The following is a 22999-nucleotide window of genomic DNA, read 5'->3' as shown; positions in this document are numbered from 1 at the left end:
TTAATGATCTCATTAACATTCCTAAGAATAAAAATACCCACGAGGTTATTATGATAAAAGTAACATTACTCTGCTTTTCAGGGATGCCTAATTATGAATGGAGTTACCCACACGAATATTTCAGGATAAGTAATATGTTAAAACTATTTCGGACATGTTCTGCTGGTTTAAGTCATAAATCCCCTTACGGTAAGCTTGGTTTTTCCGGTCTTGGAGTCCAACTCAGTAGCGAAGAAAAATACTTGGGTGATCAACTGAATATACCCGATCACTTCTATCTATGTTCCGATACATCGGGAGCTGTCGATCTGGAAAAAAACAAAGAAGTTGCTTTATATTTACTGAATGATTTTATTCAAGACCCTGATTTAAGGGCAGAGGTAATAAAAGAAATGAAAAACATGCATCAAGATAAATTGAATGAAGATTCTAGCCCAATACAGAATAATCATTCAGCTATAATATAAAATGATTATCACGAACATGTTTTAGGTGTCAGTGAAAAAGGATACGGATTGCATGATGTCAGAAGTTCAGATAATGGTATTTACACCAAATTTTGTGGATTCTTTGTCGTCAATAATACGGTGATAATAAGATAAATCTCTAAAAAAATGGCTCACTGATGCGAGCCATTTTCAATCATTAAATTTACCCCATCAAATGGATGATTAAATCAATTTGGATTTCTCAGGTGGGGTCATTATTGTATCCGTCCAAGCCATCATGATAGATGATTGAGTTTTACTATCCAGTGAATCAATAAAACCACTGCCACCCAAGGCAGGCGCAAAACCACTCATGGCCTGTACCAGAGAATCCACCGCATTGGCTGACAACGCGGTAACTCCACGCCCCCCTTGTGCATTCTTGTCTCCCGTCTGAGTCACAATATCTGCACGGTTGCCATTGAAGTAGTCATTGAAAGTCACCGATCCTATTGCTTCAAACTGGCCTTGCCCGGAATCCGCATTCACGTTGCGGGCAGCCAATAATACCAGATCGTAGCCACTGCGCTGGAACCACAACTCTTTCCAGTTAAGATTATTGAAAATAATTCTGTCACCTTGTTTGATGTCTTCCACGACGTTATCAATGACATCACCACTGACCACATAGCTATTGATGCCAGCGCCACCGCTAAAGCGGTTTTGGTAGCCTCCCAACACCAGCAGATCATCACCGTCACCACCGTTCAACTGACTGAATTTTGAAACCGCATCGGCAATCAGATGGTCATTGCCTGTGCCGCCATTAATGAGTGCATGGTAACCCATCAACTTGATAGCGTTATTGCCCGCATTGCCATCTATCCGGTTATCATTGCCGAATACGGTGGCAAAGTCGTTGCCTTCTCCCAAATCAACCTGATTGTTATTACCGATGGTGACAACATAATCCTGATCATTTCCGGCCTCAATGCGGTTAAAGTTACCGGAAGCCACGATATAATCACGCCCGTTTCCCCCGTCAATCACACCGCCTTCACCAAAAGCAAAAACCTGATCATCGCCATCCCCCATATAGGCATAGTTAATGCGTCCGGCGACCACGGCAACATCATTGCCCTTTCCGCCAAACATCATGTTCTCACGCCCCAGCATAACGCCCGTGTCATTACCTTCACCACCAGTGAAAATATTTGAAGTTCCCATCGAGTAAAAGACGTCATCACCACGGCCCCCCCAGAAGTTGTTGTTATCTCCCAGATAGGCACCTAAATCTTTTCCATCCCCACCCCAGTTGAAGTTGTAGTTACCAAGGGAAACGTGAATATCGCCGTTACCTTGCAGATGCCCGCTATTACGCAGGAAATCGAAGGTTTTGTCCTGCATGTGCAGCAAATCATCTGTCAGATTCCGTTTCAGATCAGAAGCCAGTTGCTGCATTTCATTCTGCTTGTTCTGACTGAATAATGTCGCAAACACGTTAGGCAAATTAAGAGAATTAAACCCAAATGTACGCTCCGGCTGTTCACTTTCTACGGGTATTGATGGACGATTATTTTCATTCAAAACGGTTTCTTCCGGTTGCATTTTCTCCTTCAAGCCGTGGTTTTCAAGAAAAGAATGCAAACCATCAGAGCTTATGGCGAGGTTAGCCTTCAAACCATCCAGCAAGGCTTGCGGATCAATGAACGACTGCAACTGTTTGCCACTGAATTCGCTGATGATTTGCAGCATCTCGTCCAAAATGGCAACACCGTCCACAGGCTGATTGAAACGAGAAATAATCCCGCCCTGCGGGGTATAATCCACACCAAAGATATCAGCAAGGGTTGTGTCTGCACTCACACTGGCAAGATTGCCTAACAGTTTGTTTTTGATCTGGCGGGGCAAATCCGTCGGGCTGAAAGTCAATGTGGTTTTCGCCAGCCCTGTAGAGGTATATTGCTGAGTCATCAAACCAAACAGCGAACCCAGGTTAATATCCAAAATCGACTGAATATTGTCACCGAACATGAAATTCCAGTTGCCGGCCGTGACCTGAATATCCGCGCCCTGCCCGCCAACCGCAAAGTTAAAGGCCAGCTTTTCATTTTCCTGACGGAATCTGTCTGCACGGCTGAGATTGCCCGGTTTCGGCGCATTGCCACTCAGCCATTGGTTATATTTCTTATTCAATGCACTTTCGAGATCACTCTTCAGGCCCCGGCTACTGCGGTCAAATTGTGAATCCAGATCTGTCAGCGAATGATAATTCACATTACTGGTCATATCCAAACCGGACATATCGCTGAGATATTTCTTCACGCCTGCCACTGTCCATTGTGTTTCCTGTGCGGTAAGCCAGTTTGGCGAAGAAAATGCTCCGGCTATTTGCTGCAATGCCCCGGAAACACGGGATACACCATCAAACGGATTGAGCACAGGCGGGGTCGGAATGGATTTATCCATCATGACAATCAGATCATTGCTGCGCCCTTGGTTAAAACTGACGTTCCGGTTACCAATGAATAACTGTGCACCTTCCAAGGCCTGATAACCCGCAATATTGACACTGTGCTGACTCTCACCATCACCAAAGTGAACCATAATATTGTTGTCACCAAAGGCAAGGGACTTGACGCCCCCGGTTCCCACTTTAATGCCTACGTTAGTCGTTCCCCAATTAATCGCGGTAAATTCCCCCTCTCCCGCCTGTACCTGCACATTGCCGGTATAACTCAGCTGATTGTCCGCAGAAACCGGCTTCCCGTCATTGCTTAAGTCCTTATGTACCCTTGGCGCACGGAATGTTTCCGCATTGTCCGCAATTGCGCCTTCCGCAATCACCGCCATTCCTTTGTTGCCAATATGGGACAGGATAATGTCGCTTTCCGGAATGCCATTCCGCAAACGCTCTGAATGGCTTTCCAGCTCACCACGATTATTCCAGTTCAGGACAATTTTATTGTCCGTCAATTTATGCACCCATTGCTCTTGTGCGCCACGGGTATATTTGCGGCCATTGTTATCTACCGCCACATCGCTGCTTCGCGCAGATACCGTGGCATGGACTCCCAGTCCATCAAGCGCGGAAATCAAATGACGGGCAAAACCATCACGCTTATCGTGACTTATCAGGGAACAACCCACCAAACTGATATGCTCAGGTTTGCCGGCATATGGGAAACTATTGCTGAATTGTTTTAATCTCATGGCAAGTTCGGCTGCGCTGTAACCACTCATGCGCGTATGGCCGTGAGTATGGCTATGTTCTATTGTGTCACGGCCATGACCGACAACCTGCCAGCGCATCTTGCCTGACAATTTGGCCGGTTCTCCGTACACCACCTGATACTGACCATTGGCATCAAGCTGGACAATGACACTGGAATCCGGATGCTTACCTGCCAGATTTGCTGCGGCACGGGCAACAACAGGATCATTTTCAGTCTGGATAATGACCTGACCATCAAAACGACTCTCCCCTCCGGAAGATTGTGCCGTTATAGCAACACGCTCCCATTCACTGACATTTTGGTTATGCAGGGGACATTCAGCTCCCAATGCATTTTTCATTGGCGTGCTGTCAAAGATATCCATGTCAAGAATGTCTTTCATGGTCGTTCTGTCCCCCAAAACAGGACGATATAACGCCATTGCCTGTCCATCCAGTACAATCACGCGATCGAAAATTCGTTCCCGATCACTATTTTTGGCCATTCTGTAATTGATTGCCATATTCAAACCCGAGCGACCAAAGAAACGGGTCATATAGTTGCCAAACTTTTCCGCTGAAGAAAACTCGACGATACCCACATTGGGATCGTAGAAACCATACATGCGGTTTTCACCACTGCCTTTTGACCAGACTGCCATCGCATGGCCCAACGTGTTCAACTCCAGCAGTATTGGTTTTCCTTCCACATTGGTGGCGGTGACCCTCTCAATCACACCTTTCACCGTCAAGGCTTGCTCTCCCGCCAGTTTTTCCTTCCACACCTTGACGCTACTGTCGAATTTTGGGTTTCTGGCATAGAGTGCAGATAGTGTTCCCAGTAACTTACTGGCATTCCCCTGTTCGGTTTCAGAATACAGTTCAGGGTGGCTCAATACTGAAGCGGCAGAGTAAAGTTTATTCAGCAACTCTCTGGCAACACCTTCCCGCCCCTCACTTTCCAACTGTTTTGCCACCAGCACTAATTTTGACAAGGGAACGCAACGTCCGCCAAAACCATCATTGGAAAGGTTCAACAGCAACAGCTGTGGTGCAAGGTGTTCACTGGCCTTAGGATCTGCCATCCCAGCGGAGGTTACATCCCGGAAAAGGCGATTGTAATTCTCAGTTTTTGGTTGCAGTGTGATCTTTAATGCCCGGTTTTCAATTTCCCATGCCAATGCGCCCTTTTGCTCGGCAGCCCAATTCCTTTTCACCAACATATCCACCAACTGCTTGATGTTCATGTCTGCGTGGAAACCCTCAATAATGCGCTCGGCGTGACCATATTTATAACCTGACAAAAACGCTTTTGTTGTACGGATATCCTGCTGCCTGCCCAAGTCATCCACCGTTGGCTGTAAGGCCATGGCATAACGCCTCAGATCACTTTTGATGCCTTTTAGCACAACGCTATGCCGTGTCCGGAAATTGACTTCAAATAAATTGGAAACTATCTTTTTGGCGTACTGTTCCATCAATGGGTTGCTGGCATCATGCCCGTGATAAGTATGCTCACCGGAAATGTCATAGCCCGCATTAAGCAGCTTGATACGTAACTTTTCACCTTCTGCCCCCAAACCTTCATTGTCTGTCAGCAGCATGATGGAGGTTTGTATCGAAAGGCCCTGCAAATTTTTCTCGGTGGAGAATTTGCCATTTACGGCTTTTGCCAAAGCACCGGTAAAACCGGTCGGATTAGGAATACCGTGAGCGGTAATCGCCTTAGCCATGCTTGGCATTGGCCTGTCAAGCAACAAACCCGCAATTGCCTGCCCCCTGCGCTCAGCATAACGGGCCAGATCCGCAGCGATGGGTGCCCCCATTGAATAACCGTGAATAACAATATCATCAGGACTGATGCCACGATCATTAACCAGATAACGGAACATAGTACGCGCATCCTGATACAAGCCAGGCTCGCTTGGGCGTCCGTCACTGTTGCCGTAACCACGCATATTCACCGCCAGTACGTCAATGCCTTGGGACTGGTAGTGATCTTTGATTTTAAAGGCCTGTTCTTCAGCAGAAGAGCCAGCACCATGAATAAACAGTACAACTTTTTTGTTCGCAGATTCGCTGGCAGATTCATTCGCAACATGATTGCGCAATTTGCTGTTGCCGCGATGGTAATAGCCTTCCAGACGCCCGGATTCGCCCTGTAGAGTGACTTTTTCTGTCACATGGCGATCCATGGCCCGACCGAGTTCTATCTGAACATATTTGCTGACCCTGCGGCGATCTTCTTTAACGCCATAAAGCTCGCTATTCATAAAGCGGGTCAGCGGATCAAGGGAAGCGGATTCATGCGGTGGTGCATCGTCATTGGGAATGGCAACTTTTTCCAACATCTCTTCATGTCTTTCATAAGCATGACTCAGGATAGCGTCAGATCCTTCCCCGTTGAGGCGATGCCATTTTTCATCGTTTCTCTTGATCTGTGCCGCTTTCTGGAGTGCTTCACCAAAATTAAATAGCTCAGCCGGTGTCCATACTCCAAAGAAAGGCCGCCATTTACTGCCAAGCACTTTATCAGCCCCACCCGCTTTCAGCACCCGGGCAACGATACTGGAACAGTTTTTGGTCAAAAGTTGATAGCGGGCATCCGGATCGCTGCTGATTTTATGCCATTCCGCCTGCATGGCCCCGACATCCAGCCCTTCCAGATTGATGCGGTATACCCGGCCCTGCTCGATTTTACTGCTTTTAAAATCGTTGATATCTGACAATTCACGTTCAGCAAATTGCCTCATGACATGTTCAATCAGCTTTTCTACGCGCTTCGGCGTCTGCATTTCCGCAGCCATGCGTAAAACTTCGGCAAAACGCTGCCCGACTTCATTCATATCCACATGAGGATCAGCCCACTGGGCCAAGAACGGGCGGTAGATATATTCAGGTATTCCCGCCGTTTCCAATAGGGTCGGGTCGGACAGTGCGGCAATGGCAAAACCTTCACTGACATCCTTGAAGGTTGCATCCACGCCTTTTGCCATTTTCAGTTTTTCGAGGAATTCATTTAATTTATAGGAACCATCAGACAAGCCGAAATCATCGTCTTCTTCTGCGGCCACATCGAATCGCAATGCCGGATTTTGGCGAGCCGGCTGGCTGAAATCACGCCAGCGTACCCGCAAATCCGGATAATTATCGGTCGCAATATCAAAGATGTTGCGCATCTCGATGGATTTTCCGCCCACAGGCCACCAGCTCACGTAGTTTATGTCATTGAAATCAGCGATATCATTCCTGCCAAGCAATACACGACCCTGACCAATTTGCAGGGCTGCATGTCCCATACTGCTGGTTTCACTGGGTTGCCAGATATAAAGGGTTGCACTGACAGGGGATAAATGCCGTTCAATGGTCCGGTGAATTTTTTTCAGTCCCCCCACATCAATACCTTTCCCATCAGTTGCCAGATCATAAGGTGTCAATTGTGAAAAGACTGCGTTTGTCACTTCTTGCCCATATTCACGCCTCATCGCCGCCATAACCTGCTCGAGTCCAATTCCGGCAGTATCTTTAGCGATTTGCACACTGAATTTGCCACGGGTGACAAAATCCCCGTCAGCATCAATATACAAGTGCTTGGAATCTTTGAGGTTGGCATTATCCAATTTGCTGTACAGCTCACTGAATCCTCCTTTACCCGAACTTTTCAGTGTCGGCTCTGCAAGGGTCATTGACTCGTCAAGGCGCACATTAATTTGGGACAGCAATATTTTCATCGCAGGCACACGCCCAGATTCCGGGTGCCCCAATAAATACCCCTCGACCTGCTGCTGCAAATAGGCCAGCTTTTCAATGGTATCCAGCGAATAGTCTCTATCTCCCGACAAGGCTTGTTCATAACCACGCATCGCACGAATAATATTCTGATAGCTTTCTCCCACACGCTTGCCCTGTACAGACGCATGATGATGTAACTCATTGATTGACATCAGTTCAACATTGGGCCGATAGCGCCAGCGACCCTCGTTTTTTTCCGCCAAAATACGGGTACGGCCTTTCTCATGGGAAACAATGTGATTATCCACCAAGTGTAATTCTTGGGGTAATTCGTCATAACTTCCGTAATTCGCAAAGATAAAATGCTCTATCACCTTAATCTGTGCCGGATCTTGCTGATCTGCCATTTTTATGGTTTTGAAACGATAATTGCGGTTTTCCGGCCATGGGTGGACTTCAAAGCCATTGTTGCCTTTTTGTACCAAAATATCGCGTTCTGAACGCAAGCGGTAAAATGGAATGGCTTTATTCAACATACCGTCAATGGCGCTCAGTTTGATATTCAGGTCAATCAATGTGCCGGGCTGATAACCCTGGGGGTCTATCGCAAGGTATTTTTTTTGCTCCGCCAGACTCAACGCATCAAAGCGAATTTTGACTTTGACACCGGTATCTGTCAGACGGTGCCCCATCAGCTCCAGTGGCATATTCCGATACTCATGGGCAGGTTTATCCAGCAAGCGAATTTCATTGATCATCCCTTCCCGCTGCAATTGGCGCAACACCGGCAATTCTACGTTCCAGAAGAAATTCCCCAGACGCAAGCCATTTTCTGCAATCACATACACATCACCACGCGCATTGGTAGCAAACACCGAACTCCAGAAGCTGATATTGCTTCTCACCGCCGCATCAATGGCGGAGTGCAGCGTTTTCTGTTGCGGATCATCGGGGTCAAGCGAGATATTTCCCCAATTCATCAACTGGTTATTCAGCTCAAGCGCAAATACATTGCCTTTTATGTCAATGTCATAAACAACTTTTTTATCGTCAGGTTGCGCTGCATTCAAAATATGCCGGTATTGCGTGAAATTTTTGCCTGACCAGAATGTGATAACGCTTTTGTCACCTTCGGCGGGAGCAAAACTATAACCGAGACTTTCCAGCCTGGTCAGGAACTGGACGCGTTTATCCCAATCATAATCGAGTGTGGAATCAACAAACAATTTTGCCAATGATGCAATCCGCTTTTTAGGCTCACTGCTCAGCATATTGTCGAGCTGGTTTTCAATGAAATCGATCATCCGGTGGCGAATATTGTCATGAATTTCCACCTCAATGCGTTGAATGCCCGGTACAGGTGTTTCATTGTTTTGGTCTTGCGGCAAATCCGCCAATCGATAATTGTCACTGTTCAGCCAACGGTAAATATCCGCGACCTTTTGTACTTTTGTGTTAATAAAAGAGAAGCCGGATGAGCCCGTGCTACTGGTACTCCGCTGTGATGCCCGATTTTTTGACGCATCCGCATTGCCCAGCGCTTCCAATCCGCCCAGATCTAAACCCGAAAGATCCAGACCAGAAATAGCCGAAGATGCGCTCAGTTGCGGCTCTGCGACTTGTGTTTCTGATTGCTGTGGTTCAGGTAAGCGAATTTCAGAAAGCAGCGGGATCTTCGTCAATAATGAAGTTGTATTTTTGCCACGCACACCCGCATTGATCTGCAAACGCTGAATTGCCTGTCCGGCATCAACAAGTTCAGAAAAATCTTCATTCAATTCAGGGTGTTCCTGACTGAAGCGACCATCACTTTGCCCGGAATACGCCGTCTTGATGTGGCTGCCAATGTCGCCTGCCCCGGAAGACTCATACGCTTTGCCAGATAATCCGCTACCTGCGTTTTCATTTTGATGTGATTTATGATGGCTCTCTCTGGCAATCTGAGAGGCCTCCACTTCTGCTTGTATAAGGATGTTATATCCATCACGCTCAGCTTGCTGTGCCCGTTTCTGTTGTGCCCGCGCTTCTTGTTCACGGAATTCTGCTTTTGCTCGGGCCTCATCAACATCCTGCTGTGCACTCAGGCGATTTTGTTCCCCTTTTGCCGCCCCGGCTTCTGATTGTCCCACCGCCGTGGCGATCTTTTTCTGTTGCTGGCGCAAATTGGATACAGCATTATCCAATTGTTGCCCCGCCGTCGCTTTTGTCTGTTCTAACTGGCCCTGAAGCCCGTCCAACAAATCACCCGCAAATGCATTGCGCCACTGTTCACCCGATTCGCCTTGGTAACCCGCATTGACCCCATTATTCAAACCGGCGAGCAAATCCGCTCTCGCAATCAAATCCTCAGTAACAGCTTGTTCTTCATCCTTGATGGCATTCCGTTGAGACAATCCGTTACCATCCAGCGCATTAATATCCGTAGACTCCAGTTGATGCTGTGTCTTGGCAATTGCCGCCAGTTGTTTTTCTCTTTCCTGCATCAGGCGCTGCTGATCAGCCTCTGCACTCACCTTGTCATTCAAGGCGTCAGCAGAAATCGGATCTTTCACCGCATATTTTGCACGGGCAGGATCGGTACGCTCTGAATAAACCATGACATTATCCAGCAGGTATCCCTTACCATCACTGATGCCGGTTCCTTTGAATTCCAAGTGGTTGCGGCCTGTCCGGGCCGAAAGCTCCAACTGTTTGTGCTGCCACTTAATTTTATCCGCAGAAGTAGAGAAGACCCGTTCGCCATTCCACAACACTTCCATGCCGTTATCGTCACTACTTCCCGCACGCCTTGCAAAATCAAAGTCAAGGGTGATCAGCTCACCTTCAGTGAGATCATGAATATCCTGAGAGAGGGTGGTATTGGCATTCGCATCAAGTTCACTGACATGAGAACCGTGGTCATCATTGTCAAGACCATAAGACGCTGCCGAATGTTCTGTTTCTGTACCCTGAATCGATTGCCAGCCAATACTTCCCTGCTCAAAATCACCATTGAGGATTAAGTTAGGCTGTAGTTTGTTAGGTTGCCGTTTTTGAGGGGCGGCCTCATCATCCATTATTTGTTGGATTTTACGGGTATCCGGGCTGCTGATTTGTGTTACCTCACCCTTTAAATCCGATTTCAAATCTGATGTAACCTCATCAATTTCTGTCATTTTGAAACCATCCAGATGAGTGACTTCCGGCAGATTAATTGCCCCCCGCCCGCGATAACTTCCCGATGTACTGGCTTCATCACCGTGGATCAGGTAGTTGATTCCCTGACTGCCCGCTACGCCCAATACCGTTTGCTTGACATTGCTGAACAAAGCTTCCAGTTTGTTACTCTGGCTGTTGCTTGACGCAACCGCAAAGCTGTAAAAATCGCCGTTCCCCACTTGAACAGCCAGATTATGGCGCGCGTAAGAAGCATGAATGTTAATGCCATCACCAACATGAATATTGGCATTCCCCGAGCCTTTCATGACCGAGACATTCAATCCATTGCCGACTTTGGTATTGATGTTGAATTTACCCCAGACCGCATTGACAGAAACACCGTCCCCCCATTTCGTGTTTACATTCAACTCCCCGTGCGTTGCGGTCACACTCAAGCCATCGCCGACGGTTGTCGTGATATTGCTTTTGCCTTTGCCAACAGTGACCTGAGTACCGTGACCGACTTTCGTCACAATATTGTGCTGACTCCACAGGGCATTGAAGCTGTCCCCTCCCCCGATTTGGGTCACAATGTTGGCATCGCCCTTAGCCAGAGTCACATTACGCCCATCACCCACTTTGGTAATAATGTTAGCTTTGCCCCATGCGCCGGTATAATCATTCCCCTTGCCCACATGAGTCACAATGTTAGCTTGCCCATTGACGACAGTGGCAGTGTGTCCGTCCCCGACTTTCGTCACAATATTGGCTGCCCCTTGGGCAAAGCTAAAGTGATCACCTTTCCCCTGATGGGTCATGACATTGGCTTCACCCCATGCCCCATGAACCGCTGTTCCATCACCGATTTTGGTCACGATATTGGCTTTTCCTCTGGCAAATCCCGCCATATTGCCATTCCCGATATGCGTCATGACATTACCGATTTGGGATACCAATAATCCGACGGTTGTGCCATCACCCACTTTGGTCAGGATGTTGCCTTTGCCGTGCAATAGCCCGGCCGTCGTTCCGTCGCCAACATGGGTAACAATATTCGCTTCAGCTGAGGCAACAACGCCCATGAAACCCTGCCCGACCTTTGTCACGATATTGGCCTTACCCAGCGCCAGAACACCCGTTAAGCCATTACCGGCATGCGTCATGATATTTGCCTGACCAAACATGGCGGCAAGCGTTGTTTCATTTCCTACCTTGGTCATGATATTGGCATTACCCACCAGCAGGCCGATATTGATGCCCTGCCCGATATGGGTATAAATATTAGCCTTGCCAATCATCAGGCCGATTGTCAGGCCATCCCCCACTTTGGTCATGACATTTGCGCCCCCCAGCATAGCGGCAAAAGTCGAGCCATGCCCTATATGGGTCATCACATTGGCTTCACCGACCATAGCCGCCAGCATTTCGCCATCACCCAATTTTGTTGCGATATTGCCTTTAGCCAGCATCAGGGCAACAGTCAGCCCTTCCCCGGCATGCGTGAACACATTTCCCAATGCCGCCATCAATGCCAGTGCCTTGCCATCCCCCACTTTGGTAAAGACATTGGCTCCCCCGGCCATGATGGCGTAAGCCTCACCCTGCCCGACATGGGTAAAGAGATTGCCCAGTCCCAACATAGCAGCAATGGCTTCACCATCCCCTACTTTGGTCAGGATGTTGCCAGCAGCGCCCATAACCGCCAAAGTCTGCCCGTTCCCGATGTGAGTCAGCACATTGCCAAGCCCGAACATAATCCCCGTCGTATCACCATTCCCCATTTTGGTCAGGATGTTGGCACCACCCAACATAATGCCCGTGGTATAACCGTCCCCGATGTGGGTCAGAACATTGCTTCCGCCTCCCATGGCCGCGAAAACATTCCCTGAACCTTTTCTGGTCAGAATATTGGCGCCCCCCAATGCCATGACTTTGGTCAGACCATCATTGGCATTCCGGGAGGTTTGGGATGAAAGCGCTTTCGGTTGAACACTGCTGATATGCGTAATGACGTTGGCAATTCCCGCACCATTGAAAGCCAGGTTGCCTTTTTTACCTTTTTTGAAAATGACATTGGCGGCTCCCGCACCGTCAAATTCCGTATTACCGTTTTCTGAGTTGTGCAGGATAACATTGGCAATGCCTGCTCCCTTGAAAATAACATTGCCATGATGGACATTGGATTTGATGACATTGCCACCTCCTGCGCCCTCATAACTCACATCTCCCGAACTTTTATTACTGTCATAAGCATGATGATCATCTGCTGATTTAAATAATTCCTGCTCGGTGAATTCGTGCATTTCAGTAACACGGCCTAAAGAAACGCGCACGATTTTAACGCTGTAGTTCACATCACTCAACGTATAACTGCCTTTCCACAGAGCCTTATAACCATAATTCGGACCAACAAATTGGTTTGCCACTTCTGCGGTAAGATCCCCCTCTTTGTACCAAGGCTGGGCAATATATTTCAGTGCCCCCGTTTCAGGATCATTTTTTAACTGCACCATAACCACCGTGGTGTAGCCATCCAACACCTTGGCGTACAGGTAGGTATTCTTCATGCGCAGGGATTTCACTGGCTTTACATGAACGGTTGAGCCATCCCGTGCAACGGCATATCCCCCCATTCTGGCATCTGACAAAACGATATTTTCCGCCGCAATCGGCACACCCCCCGCGTAAGTGACCCACTGATCTTCCGGCAATTCTTTTTCTATTGCATGAATTGTGACAACCTGATGTTGTTCAACTTCCAGATCTGACAATGTATATGCACCATCAACATCAACGACCTGAAAACCACCGTAATCGGAAACATCCAGTTCTGCCAGCTTATCAAGCTGATTTCCCGGCTTATACCAGGACGTTGTGTAATATTTCAGCTTACCTGTCTCGGGATCATTATGGAGACGGACTTTGTTTACCTTCGTGTATTTTTCATCAGCAAAAGCAAATAAATAGGTATTTGCTTCCCGCGTGGATTTAACACCAACCACTTTTTGGGAATTCTGGATCCAACTTCCGCGCATGGTGGCCTTAGCCAATACCATTTCTTCCGCATTTGCATAACCAATGCCTTCACCAGAAAAATCATCGCTGCCCCCCATGCGGGTAATTTGGTTATAACCGCCGGCTCCGGCAAAATAGATATTGCCGTGGGCAACATCGGAATAGAGATTGTTATAACCCCCCGCTCCCTTGAAAGTAATATCCCCAAGATTTCCACGACGACTCAGGTTGTTATAGGCAGTCGCTCCCGAGTAACTTAAGTTGCCGGTATTGCCATCATGCTGAATAACAGCCCCCCCCGCGGCGCCGGCAAAAGCAATGTCACCATACCCCTCTTTATATATTTCAGCGTAGCCCGCCGCCCCTTTTACGGTGAGATCGCCACTGGTATCATTGACTTTCAGGTAAGCCGCCCCACCCACGACTGTATCATTCCCTGTTCCGGTATAAACCGATGCCCCGATAGAGCCGAGTGTAATATGATCATTACCGCCATACGCGTGGATTCCCCCCCCAAACCCAATGGCAACAATGTTATTATCTCCGTCATCCGCAGAATAATTCCCCGTCAAGAAATACTCGACACTTCTCCAAAATGGTTTTCCCATAAATAAATCTCTAAAAAAATAAAAACAATCAGACAAAAAGCCCAATTATAAAAGCAATTGGGCGTTGATATTAATTTCTAAAAAAATAAAAATCAGATCCCATTAAAATAGGGTTTAATGATCACGGCATAGAAATAGAACAAAAAAAATAGGGTATATTGAATTGATTTTTAAAATCAACAAGTAAAATAAATAAAGTCCTTTTTACCACCGCATCTCGTCTCAATAATCACACTTAAATCCTGTAAATTTTGATTTTTTCATCAAGTCCTTTCATATCCGGTTTGATACATTGAATTCAAGGAGGTAAATTTTAATTCCAGCCATAATATAAATAAAACTTCATGATATCAATGACAACGTTCAGATCCACACCCTGACTTATCGTCTCTCGAAAAATCAGGATATGAATCTTTCCGGTATTTATAAAAATGGGCCAATGTATTTATACCTTACCTAAAAGTTTCTTTAATTCCTCTTTTTGAGCAAGGAGTGTTTCCTGTTGATGATGCTGTACAAAGGGCTTTAATTGATCAATAAGGTTATTTGTTGGGGTTGGCCTCTCATTCTCATTAATCGGATACACTTCCCCTATTTGCTTATGAATAAATTTAATGCCTATTGTGGGTTGATGAATAAACGCATATTGCTGAGCCTGACCGGTGAAACCATAAATATTCTCGCGATTTGAAACAAGTTGAACGGCTTTATTCCATTTATCGCCAAAATAAATCATGCGGGAAAGAAAATAGCCACCAAAGGGTTCTCTTGCTCCACTTTCTGAGTGCAGAAACCATGCTCTGGAATCATGAATATGGTCATCAAACAATGCGATAATATTTTTTATCGCCGGATCATTTGATCTTTGCATTAATTGTGGTTTTAATTTTCTGTCGAAGTAGTATTCACCCGATTTTTTAAATTTAAAATATTCAAGAGATTCATCTTGAAATGTATATAAATAAGCAGAATTCAAAAGTAATGGATCGAGCAATTGAAGTAGACCCGCCTGCAATGCTCCGCCTATATCAAACTGAGGAATAAATAAAGGTTCAGGCCGTCGCTTTCTCTGATAATCCGCCTTGAATTCCAGTGCAGCTTCCCATAATTGCCCTTTTGCATTGGTTGCATCGAAAAGAGGTGGACCTATAAGATGAGAGCCTGGTAGCCAATTTTTATCATCCTGATTCTTTAATTGTTCTTTTTTCCTTTGTTTTTTTATTTCAGACGCTCTTTTCTGGTTCAAATTCCATTCGCTTGTTAATGCTATTTCTGCTTGTTTTCTGAAATTATTATCCCAAGGTTGCACATTTATATCCGCGTGCTGAGGGGCGTTAATAAAAAAAGGCTGATGTGATAAATTCATTGCAGACTGTTGATCAGAAGCATAACGTGCAATACGCCAAGCCGTCATCCAGCTTAATTGGTTATCGAGCACATCTTCCAATGAACCAGAATCGAAACGACAGGGGAGATAAATAGGCATTTCCGATAAAGCCATTTCAGTTTGGTTGTCGGTTAATGTGGTGCTTAACCATGCGTTAAAGCGTGTAACAATTTCTTCGGTAAAATCGAATTCCTTTATTGTTTTTGCATCCATTACCCTGAAAGGGTAACGGTTTTTCCAATGGGGTTTCAGGAAATCTGGGTGAGTCGCTAATGGTGCTCCCGCCTCAATTGCAGCAGCATACATATCATGAAGGGTAATTTGAGATAATAGCTCACCTGCCGCTGCACGGGATTTGCCTTGATCATTTTGCGGATATCCTCCCCCGACATCAGAATGCATTCCGGGATAAACGACTTCCACTGAATTCGCCGGATATCTCCCTTCAGGATAACGAATGGAATCCAGAGAAAAAGATTGCCGTTGTTCATGGGCCGCAACAAAATGGCAACACTGTTTAATGAAGCCATTGTCGGGAAGTATTTGCATCCCACCGGCCCAACCATTATGCCCCGTTGCCGCCGGAACAACATTGGCAATCCCTACAGCGGGGACAGTATCGAAAATCCCCAGAAATTCAATTGAAACAGGCAGCCCCAGTAACGTTCTTTTGGGAAAGATTGTGGTTGATGACAGGATTTTGTCTAACCACCCCACAAAAGCCCTCGCTTCTGCCGCCCCCGTGAAAAACCATAAACAAACAATTTAATAGGTAATAATTTGGGTTTGATATACTCCACTTTTTATTTTAACGGTTTCAATAGCTTTTCAATTTCATGTAACCTCACCATTTCAGTGGTTCGGGGCTCTTGATTATTTATCGCTTCAAGGTATTTTTTGCGAGTAGCTTGTTGATTTGCTGGTATTGAGTTGATTGCACCAAATATACCCGCAGTACCCTCAAGTTTTCTTGATGAATTTGATGTATTCATCGCTTCAACTGCTTTGCGCATTACCGTATTTTGCAGGTGATCTCCTGTTATAGAATAATTAAGCGCATCACAAATTTGGATTAGCCCCCAATTAATCCTATCTTCTCCCCCTACGGCAAAAGTCAGTCCGCTTGAATAATAATCCATTGTGTTAATTTCAGGAAAAGGGGTACCAACACCAGGAATATAGTAAGAATGAAAACCACGATCATTTGCTCTTTCATTTTGAGGTGAACAAGCATGATAGAGTCTGGCAATATTTGAAGGATGAGGCGGCATTACGGAAGTGTCATTCAGTTCGTTATTATTCGTGTCGTCAAAAAATAGGCTGACATGTAGACTCTTACAACATAGCATTGGCATACGAATGCCGTGCTTTTGCGACATTTTTTGCTGGTATTGACCTTCTTCAGCCAGTATTTTTTTTTATATTGGCCTCAACTTGCTCAGGTGTCAGCACCAATCGCCCCTGTTTGGGAAATATTGGCGGCACCCAACACGGTTCTCCAGATTCTATTCTATTCTTTCCGGTTATTGCGGGCATACATCAGGCTCCTTTTGATCGAATAAGGATTTAAAGGGATGTTCAGGATGACTTATTCCATGACAAGTTGCTGTCACTTTGACTTGTTGGCAGGCCAAAAAATGCACTTGCAAAGCGCAAGGGTCTTGATATTCCGGCACATCAACTATCGTACTGTAGTGTTGATATTGATATTTTATTTGCATATGTTTGGAAAACATGATGATGCCCATATCCTTTTTTACAGATAAAAGAATAATGTCAGCATCTTTTTGATAAATAACGCTGTTGGTCAGTTCAAAAAATAAACTCACCAAAACTAGCGTGAGTTGTCAGGCGATTGGATCATAAAGCTGATTCATGTTCAAGTTGGCGGACAAGCGGGATCACTTTTTTACCAAAGTATTCCAACTCTTCCTGAACATGCAGAAAGCCAAGCAACATCAAATTGACTCCCGCTTTTTTGTACTCAATGATCCTTTGAGCAATTTGCAATGGTGTACCAATAAGATTGGTTTTAAAACCATCATTATATTGCACAAGATCTTCTAATGTTGATTTTGCCCAGTTCCCCTCTTTTTCAGGGGATGCATTTCCCGCGTTTTGTACTTCCGCCTGAAAGCTTTTCACCGCATTCACATTGCTATGCCGTAAAATATCCTGCAATACCGCTCTGGCTTCCTGTTCACTATCACGGGCAATCGCAAAACCATTAACCCCAATTTTAACTTGATGATGATTCAACTGCGCCTTAGCCCGAATATCATCAATCTGTTGTTGTATATATTCGACACTGCCACCATTCGTAAAATACCAATCAGAAACCCGTGCCGCCATATCTCTGGCCGCCCTGGAACTCCCTCCCTGAAAAATTTCCGGCAGTGGCTCAAGGGGCTTGGGATTTAAGGCATAGTCACGGAAACGATAAAAGTCACCCGCAAAATTGAAGACGGGCTGTGTCCAGACCCCTTGCAAACAACGGATAAACTCTTCCGAACGTAAATAACGTTCTTCATGATCCAGCCAACTTTCCCCAATGGCTTTAAATTCGCCACGAAACCAGCCACTCACGATATTGACCGCAATACGCGCACCATAAAGTGTACTAATGGTTGCTATTTGTTTGGCCGCCAATGCCGGATTCCAGGGACCGGGCAAAAGCGCGGCTATCACTTTAAGCTGCTTTGTCACTGACAATAAATCCTGAGAAAAAGTGACCGATTCATGTTGGTTTTCAGCACCATATCCCGCCATAAAGCGAATCTGAGTTAATGCATAATCAAAACCGACATTTTCTGCCGTTTGAGCTAATTGGCGATTGTAGTGATGATCCCAATGAGTGCGCTGATTAATGCTGCTGATAACCAGCCCCCCTGAAACATTGGGAACCCAATAAGCAAACTGGATAGGGGAAGAATTGGACATCGTCATAACACCTCTGTTTAATTTATTATTTGAGTTAAGACTGCTCTTATCAAAAAATAATCAGTCAGGGATCTTATGGCCTCCGATAATCTCCCCAACCGGCCCGGTATGGATGAATCTGTTTTGCCGCCCGAATTCGTCCGCCTGCTCACTGGCAATCTGATCATTGGCAAAAAGTGGCATCACCAGTTCGGCAAAGCGGTGAGCTTCCTCCAGATGGGGATAGCCGGACAGAATAAATTTCGTGAACCCCAATGCGCGGTATTCTCTTATCCGATCAGCAATTTGCTGAGGGTTTCCGACCAAAGCCGTACCGGCTCCGCTGCGAACTAATCCGACTCCCGCCCACAAATTGGGGGCAATGCGCAATGATTCACGAGAACCATTATGCAGCGAACGCATTCTTGCCTGCCCCACAGAATCCAGCCGAGAAAGCGTATTCTGTGCAGCGGAAATCGTTTCATCATCAAGGCGGGAGAGCAATTTATCTGCGGCGGCCCATGCTTCTTTTTCCGTTTCCCTGACAATGACATGGAAGCGAATGCCATAATCCAGTTGCCGCGCAGACTGTGCCGACAGGTCAGAAATAACATCCAGTTTTTCCTGTACCAGTGAGAGAGGCTCTCCCCAACTTAAATAGGTATCAATGTATTTAGCCGTAATTTTATGGGCGGCCTCAGAAGAACCCCCAAAAAACAATTTAAGGTGATTGGGTTCAGTCAAAGGAAAGAGAATTTCGGCATCTTCTACCTGAATAAACTCCCCTTTGTAAGTGACTTTTTCACCCTTTATCAACGGCAAATAAACCTGCAAAAACTCCTCGGTGACCTTGTAGCGATCATTGTGGCTCAGGAAAATACCATCTCCTTTGTTTTCTACAGGATCACCGCCTGTCACGATATTAATCAATAACCGCCCGCCGGAAAGCCTGTCTAATGTCGCCGTCATGCGGGCAGCCAGTGTGGGAGGTTGTAATCCGGGTCTCAGTGCCACCAGAAAACGCAGGTTTTTAGTCACAGAAACCAAGGAAGAGGCAACGACCCAGGCATCTTCACAACTTTTGCCTGTCGGCAACAAAACGCCATAATATCCCAAATTATCTGTCGCCATGGCTATCTGCTGCAAATAAGGCAAATCAATGGCTCTTCCTCCGAAAGAAGTCCCAAGATAGCGGCCGTCGCCATGAGAAGGAATAAACCAAAAGAACTTAATATCGTTATATTTTTCCATAGCCCTCACCACATTCATCAAATTTACGGTAAATTAAACAAAAAATCACATTTATTTTTAGCTAAATAAAAAATAAACTTCATTGAAAGAAAAATATTATTGAACACAATAAATTTGATATTGTTTTTTATCATTTCATTTTCATCTGAAGAATAAATGAATCCGGGCAGTAATTTCCCCCACAAGAAATGGCATTATTTTTTTAAAATAGATAACGGAGAGTAAATCAATAATTATTTTTAGAATGACAGAATAAGGTATATTATAAAAGGCGTAATGATAAGGAATTTATCAAAAATCAATACCACCATTATTTATTGTTTACATTGATGACTATTTCATATTAAACATTAATCCTTGAGGTAAGCGTATTTTATAAAAGAACATGTTACATCAATGTTTTTCCTTAAATCTTTATCCCCGTCGTCTTTCAAGTTGCCTCTTTGTTGGCTGCGTTCATTCACTCCGGTCACCGTTTTTATAAACACACGGTTATATATGCTCCCAGAGATGATGAGAGGCTCCTGCCTCTCGACCTTTGGCCGTTCAAATTCGTTCCCGACGAATTTGTCATTCCTTTTCCACCGCGACGCATCTTGAAATACATAGGGTATATATCGATATTTTAATAACGCCTCAGATTGTCTGTCGCCCGTTAATGTACCATTCTTATAAAAAATCTCTGTATAAAAATAACCACCAACATAAGAGAAATTTATTATTTCAATAAAGTCATGCCACTATAAATAAGCACAAACTTTAAACAAGGAATTAAAAGTAATTACTAAGCTCCATTTGTTATAAATAAAACAACGATTATTCCTATAGTTTTAATAAAATGGCTTTCTGGCGGGAAGCTGTCTATGTGAAATATATTTTTTATGGCGCATCACTGTTATCTTTCAAGTTGCCGCTTTACTGGCGGCTCCTTGAAACCCATTGGTGATCATTATTATTATTTTTTATATATTACTGATTTATATTCAGGGCTTTCTTCCGGCATATTCATATATAGCTGCCTTTCATTTCCTGTTTCCTGTTTCCTGTTTCCTGTTTCCTGTTTCCTGTTTAAAGATATTGTTATCACCGTCATCATGGATAACAGGAATAAAACGCTCGGAAATTCTATATTTACTCCATATAAAAATCAAAATCGGAATAGTCACAATAATAAACTACTTTTATTTCAAAATATAAATTAATTGACGGATCAGGCCCCAAATACAATGCATTGATTTTTCACGGCACCTTTTTATTTCTTTTTGTGTACCACGACATAAAAACATTCAATGTTCCACCCCAGAAAATGCCATCCAGAATACCAGTGACTGAGCCAAACAACAGGTTGTAATTTAATGAATCCCGCAGTGTCGGGTGAATGCTCAACGTGGCAGCCAGAATAAACTTGATCACGAAAGTAACCACAATCAGCAATAGAGTCAATGGTGTACCAGGCCAGATAATTAAGGTACTGCCTTCTTTTTCTTTTAATCTGGGTTGGGATTTCCAAAGTATCCAGCCAAATGCAACACCGACAATAAGACCTAATCCCATCATCATTAATGATAAATCGGAAAAATGAGTTTCATAGAGTACATTGTGCACTCCCCAGACTAAAAACAAAAGAGGCAATAAAAAAAGACGCTCTACACGCATTTCACGATCGGATAACGCCTTAATTCCTCTATTGATAAGAAATACAAGCAGAATCCATACCCAGACAGGAGTATCTTTTATCATTGAAGCCGGTGACATATTTCTCTCCAGACATCATCTTCATGTATCTGTCGTCTTTCAATTTACCGCTTTATTAGCCGTATTCTGAAATCCATTGGATTTAATGCCTCTTTAAATAATAGTCTGTTTTTGCGATTGGGCAGATAATCATCCATAAATCAGAACCACCCGCATAGCGGGTGGTTTGCTCTAGCCCTATAAGGGCATGTTACCGACTGCGCCTAAATGACGCGGCTTTCTCTTCGTTCAAGCTAAGTGTCTTTGCTTCTTTGGCTTACCCCTTGAAGGGGTCGTCTGACTCTCGTGTACTTAATTTATCCTGAATGAGGTCTGACTTTTCTTGCTCTCTGATATATTTACGGATTGTGGCTTCATTCAGCCCCACTGTACTGACATAATATCCTTCCGACCAAAACTTCCTGTTGCCAAATTTGTATTTTAAATTGGCATGTTTATCGAAGAGCATTAACGAGCTTTTACCTTTTAAGTATCCCATAAAGCTTGAAACACTGATTTTTGGGGGAATACTCACCAGCATGTGCACATGCTCCGGCATGAGATGCCCTTCGATTATTTCCACTCCTTTGTATTTACAAAGGTTTCGTAATATCTCACCGATACTTGAACGTAAACGGGCAAAAATGATTTTTCGTCTGTATTTCGGCGAAAAAACAATATGGTATTTGCATAGCCACTTTGTATGGGCTGAGTTTTGTGCTTTAATTCCCATAAACACCTTTCCTTATTTGAGTTACGTATATTAGCTTGAACATCTATATCGTAACGGAAAGGTGTTTTTCTTGGTATAACCCTTGGTCTCCACCCGCATAGCGGGTGGTTTTATGTTTAAGAAGCTAACGCTACTTAAACTGGCTAAAGCCATAAATAAAAATGGCCCGCTATTGCGGGCCACTCAGACTGCTGACAAACCGCGTTGAAACCATACCATTGCCGTCTCCATTATCAACCCTCCTCTTCGTTTTTTTTCTGATTCATGCCCGTTATTCCCCTTTTCCAGAACGTGATGGGATGGTTGATCGACTACATTCACGGCTGAACCCCAGATAAAACCAACAAAGCGTGGCCACCAGTAACGCTATCTTCTTGATATTTTGCGCGGTGGCCGCCAATAGGCACTGTATCTGCACTTTCAGCAACCCGCGAAAATGGGCGTAACGATGCCCGTGATGCTGTTTGGCATCCGCAAAACTGCGCTCTATCGTTTCTTTTCGTCGCTTATGCATTTTTTTGCCCCACGGCGTTAACCGAATGTATTGAGCCTTTTCTTTGCTCGTTTCCCAGAGGTGCCGCGTGATGGTTTTTCCCTTTTTAGCCCGTGTACAAGCCGACCGCTGTGGACAGTTCTGGCAAATGCCGGCGGCTGTTTGGTAATGGCGGTATCCCTGGCGGTCGGTGGTGGTATAAATCAGCTTTTCGCCCTGCGGGCAGGTATAGCAATCGTGTTGCGAGTCATAAATAAACTGTTTCTTTTGGAACGTATTAGGGCCTTTGTTTGGGCGACGATAGCTGATGACCGGGGTGAGCCCCAGTTGCAGGGTCAGGTGGCAAA

10 protein-coding genes are annotated in these 22999 nt (G+C 45.1%); 1 reads left to right on the top strand and 9 read right to left on the bottom strand.

Features of this window, described 5'->3' with window-relative positions:
* The first annotated feature begins 134 nt into the window (after positions 1-134).
* Positions 135-467 (top strand): hypothetical protein, encoded by a 333-nt coding sequence (locus tag Xsze_RS11600; RefSeq protein WP_038237406.1) that lies wholly within the window; start codon positions 135-137, stop codon positions 465-467.
* 204 nt (positions 468-671) lie between these two features.
* On the opposite strand, the gene rtxA is transcribed toward Xsze_RS11600, so the two are convergent.
* The 9 genes from rtxA to Xsze_RS22745 all read right to left on the bottom strand — a co-directional run.
* Positions 672-14135 carry an MARTX multifunctional-autoprocessing repeats-in-toxin holotoxin RtxA gene (rtxA, locus tag Xsze_RS11595; RefSeq protein WP_038237407.1) on the bottom strand — a complete coding sequence of 4488 codons (13464 nt, stop codon included), beginning with the start codon at positions 14133-14135 and terminating at the stop codon, positions 672-674.
* Positions 14136-14580: 445 nt separating this feature from the next.
* Positions 14581-16239, bottom strand: a complete 1659-nt coding sequence (locus Xsze_RS11590) for a T6SS phospholipase effector Tle1-like catalytic domain-containing protein (RefSeq protein WP_244431784.1) — start codon at positions 16237-16239, stop codon at positions 14581-14583.
* A gap of 86 nt (positions 16240-16325) precedes the next feature.
* Positions 16326-16793: a DUF2235 domain-containing protein gene (locus tag Xsze_RS22750; RefSeq protein ID WP_244590074.1), complete on the bottom strand. Its 468-nt coding sequence runs from the start codon at positions 16791-16793 to the stop codon at positions 16326-16328.
* Positions 16794-17045: 252 nt separating this feature from the next.
* Positions 17046-17351: a DUF3304 domain-containing protein gene (locus Xsze_RS11585; protein WP_051462368.1), complete on the bottom strand. Its 306-nt coding sequence runs from the start codon at positions 17349-17351 to the stop codon at positions 17046-17048.
* Positions 17352-17382: 31 nt separating this feature from the next.
* Positions 17383-18462: a dimethylsulfone monooxygenase SfnG gene (gene sfnG / locus Xsze_RS11580; RefSeq protein WP_407078853.1), complete on the bottom strand. Its 1080-nt coding sequence runs from the start codon at positions 18460-18462 to the stop codon at positions 17383-17385.
* Between the two features lie 60 nt (positions 18463-18522).
* Positions 18523-19692, bottom strand: coding sequence for an FMNH2-dependent alkanesulfonate monooxygenase (gene ssuD / locus Xsze_RS11575; protein WP_038237412.1), 1170 nt, complete (start codon positions 19690-19692; stop codon positions 18523-18525).
* Between the two features lie 1239 nt (positions 19693-20931).
* Positions 20932-21447 (bottom strand): DUF6622 family protein, encoded by a 516-nt coding sequence (locus Xsze_RS11565; RefSeq protein ID WP_038237417.1) that lies wholly within the window; start codon positions 21445-21447, stop codon positions 20932-20934.
* Between the two features lie 256 nt (positions 21448-21703).
* Complete coding sequence (gene tnpA, locus Xsze_RS11560; RefSeq protein ID WP_038237419.1) at positions 21704-22159, bottom strand: IS200/IS605 family transposase; 456 nt, start codon at positions 22157-22159, stop codon at positions 21704-21706.
* Between the two features lie 271 nt (positions 22160-22430).
* Positions 22431-22999 (bottom strand): transposase (locus Xsze_RS22745; RefSeq protein WP_244590059.1); only part of this gene is annotated, 569 nt, incomplete at its 5' end.

Origin of the sequence: Xenorhabdus szentirmaii DSM 16338, assembly GCF_002632585.1 — a bacterium.
In the GTDB taxonomy this organism is placed as follows: Bacteria; Pseudomonadota; Gammaproteobacteria; order Enterobacterales; family Enterobacteriaceae; genus Xenorhabdus; species Xenorhabdus szentirmaii.
This window is presented reverse-complemented; position numbering and strand designations above follow the sequence as displayed.

Bases quoted from the DNA above. Each gene is read 5' to 3' on its own strand.
- Xsze_RS11600 (WP_038237406.1), top strand. From the start codon at position 135: ATGTTAAAACTATTTCGGACATGTTCTGCTGGTTTAAGTCATAAATCC.
- rtxA (WP_038237407.1), bottom strand. From the start codon at position 14,135: ATGGGAAAACCATTTTGGAGAAGTGTCGAGTATTTCTTGACGGGGAAT.
- Xsze_RS22750 (WP_244590074.1), bottom strand. From the start codon at position 16,793: ATGCCGCCTCATCCTTCAAATATTGCCAGACTCTATCATGCTTGTTCA.
- sfnG (WP_407078853.1), bottom strand. From the start codon at position 18,462: ATGTCCAATTCTTCCCCTATCCAGTTTGCTTATTGGGTTCCCAATGTT.
- ssuD (WP_038237412.1), bottom strand. From the start codon at position 19,692: ATGGAAAAATATAACGATATTAAGTTCTTTTGGTTTATTCCTTCTCAT.
- Xsze_RS11565 (WP_038237417.1), bottom strand. From the start codon at position 21,447: ATGTCACCGGCTTCAATGATAAAAGATACTCCTGTCTGGGTATGGATT.
- tnpA (WP_038237419.1), bottom strand. From the start codon at position 22,159: ATGGGAATTAAAGCACAAAACTCAGCCCATACAAAGTGGCTATGCAAA.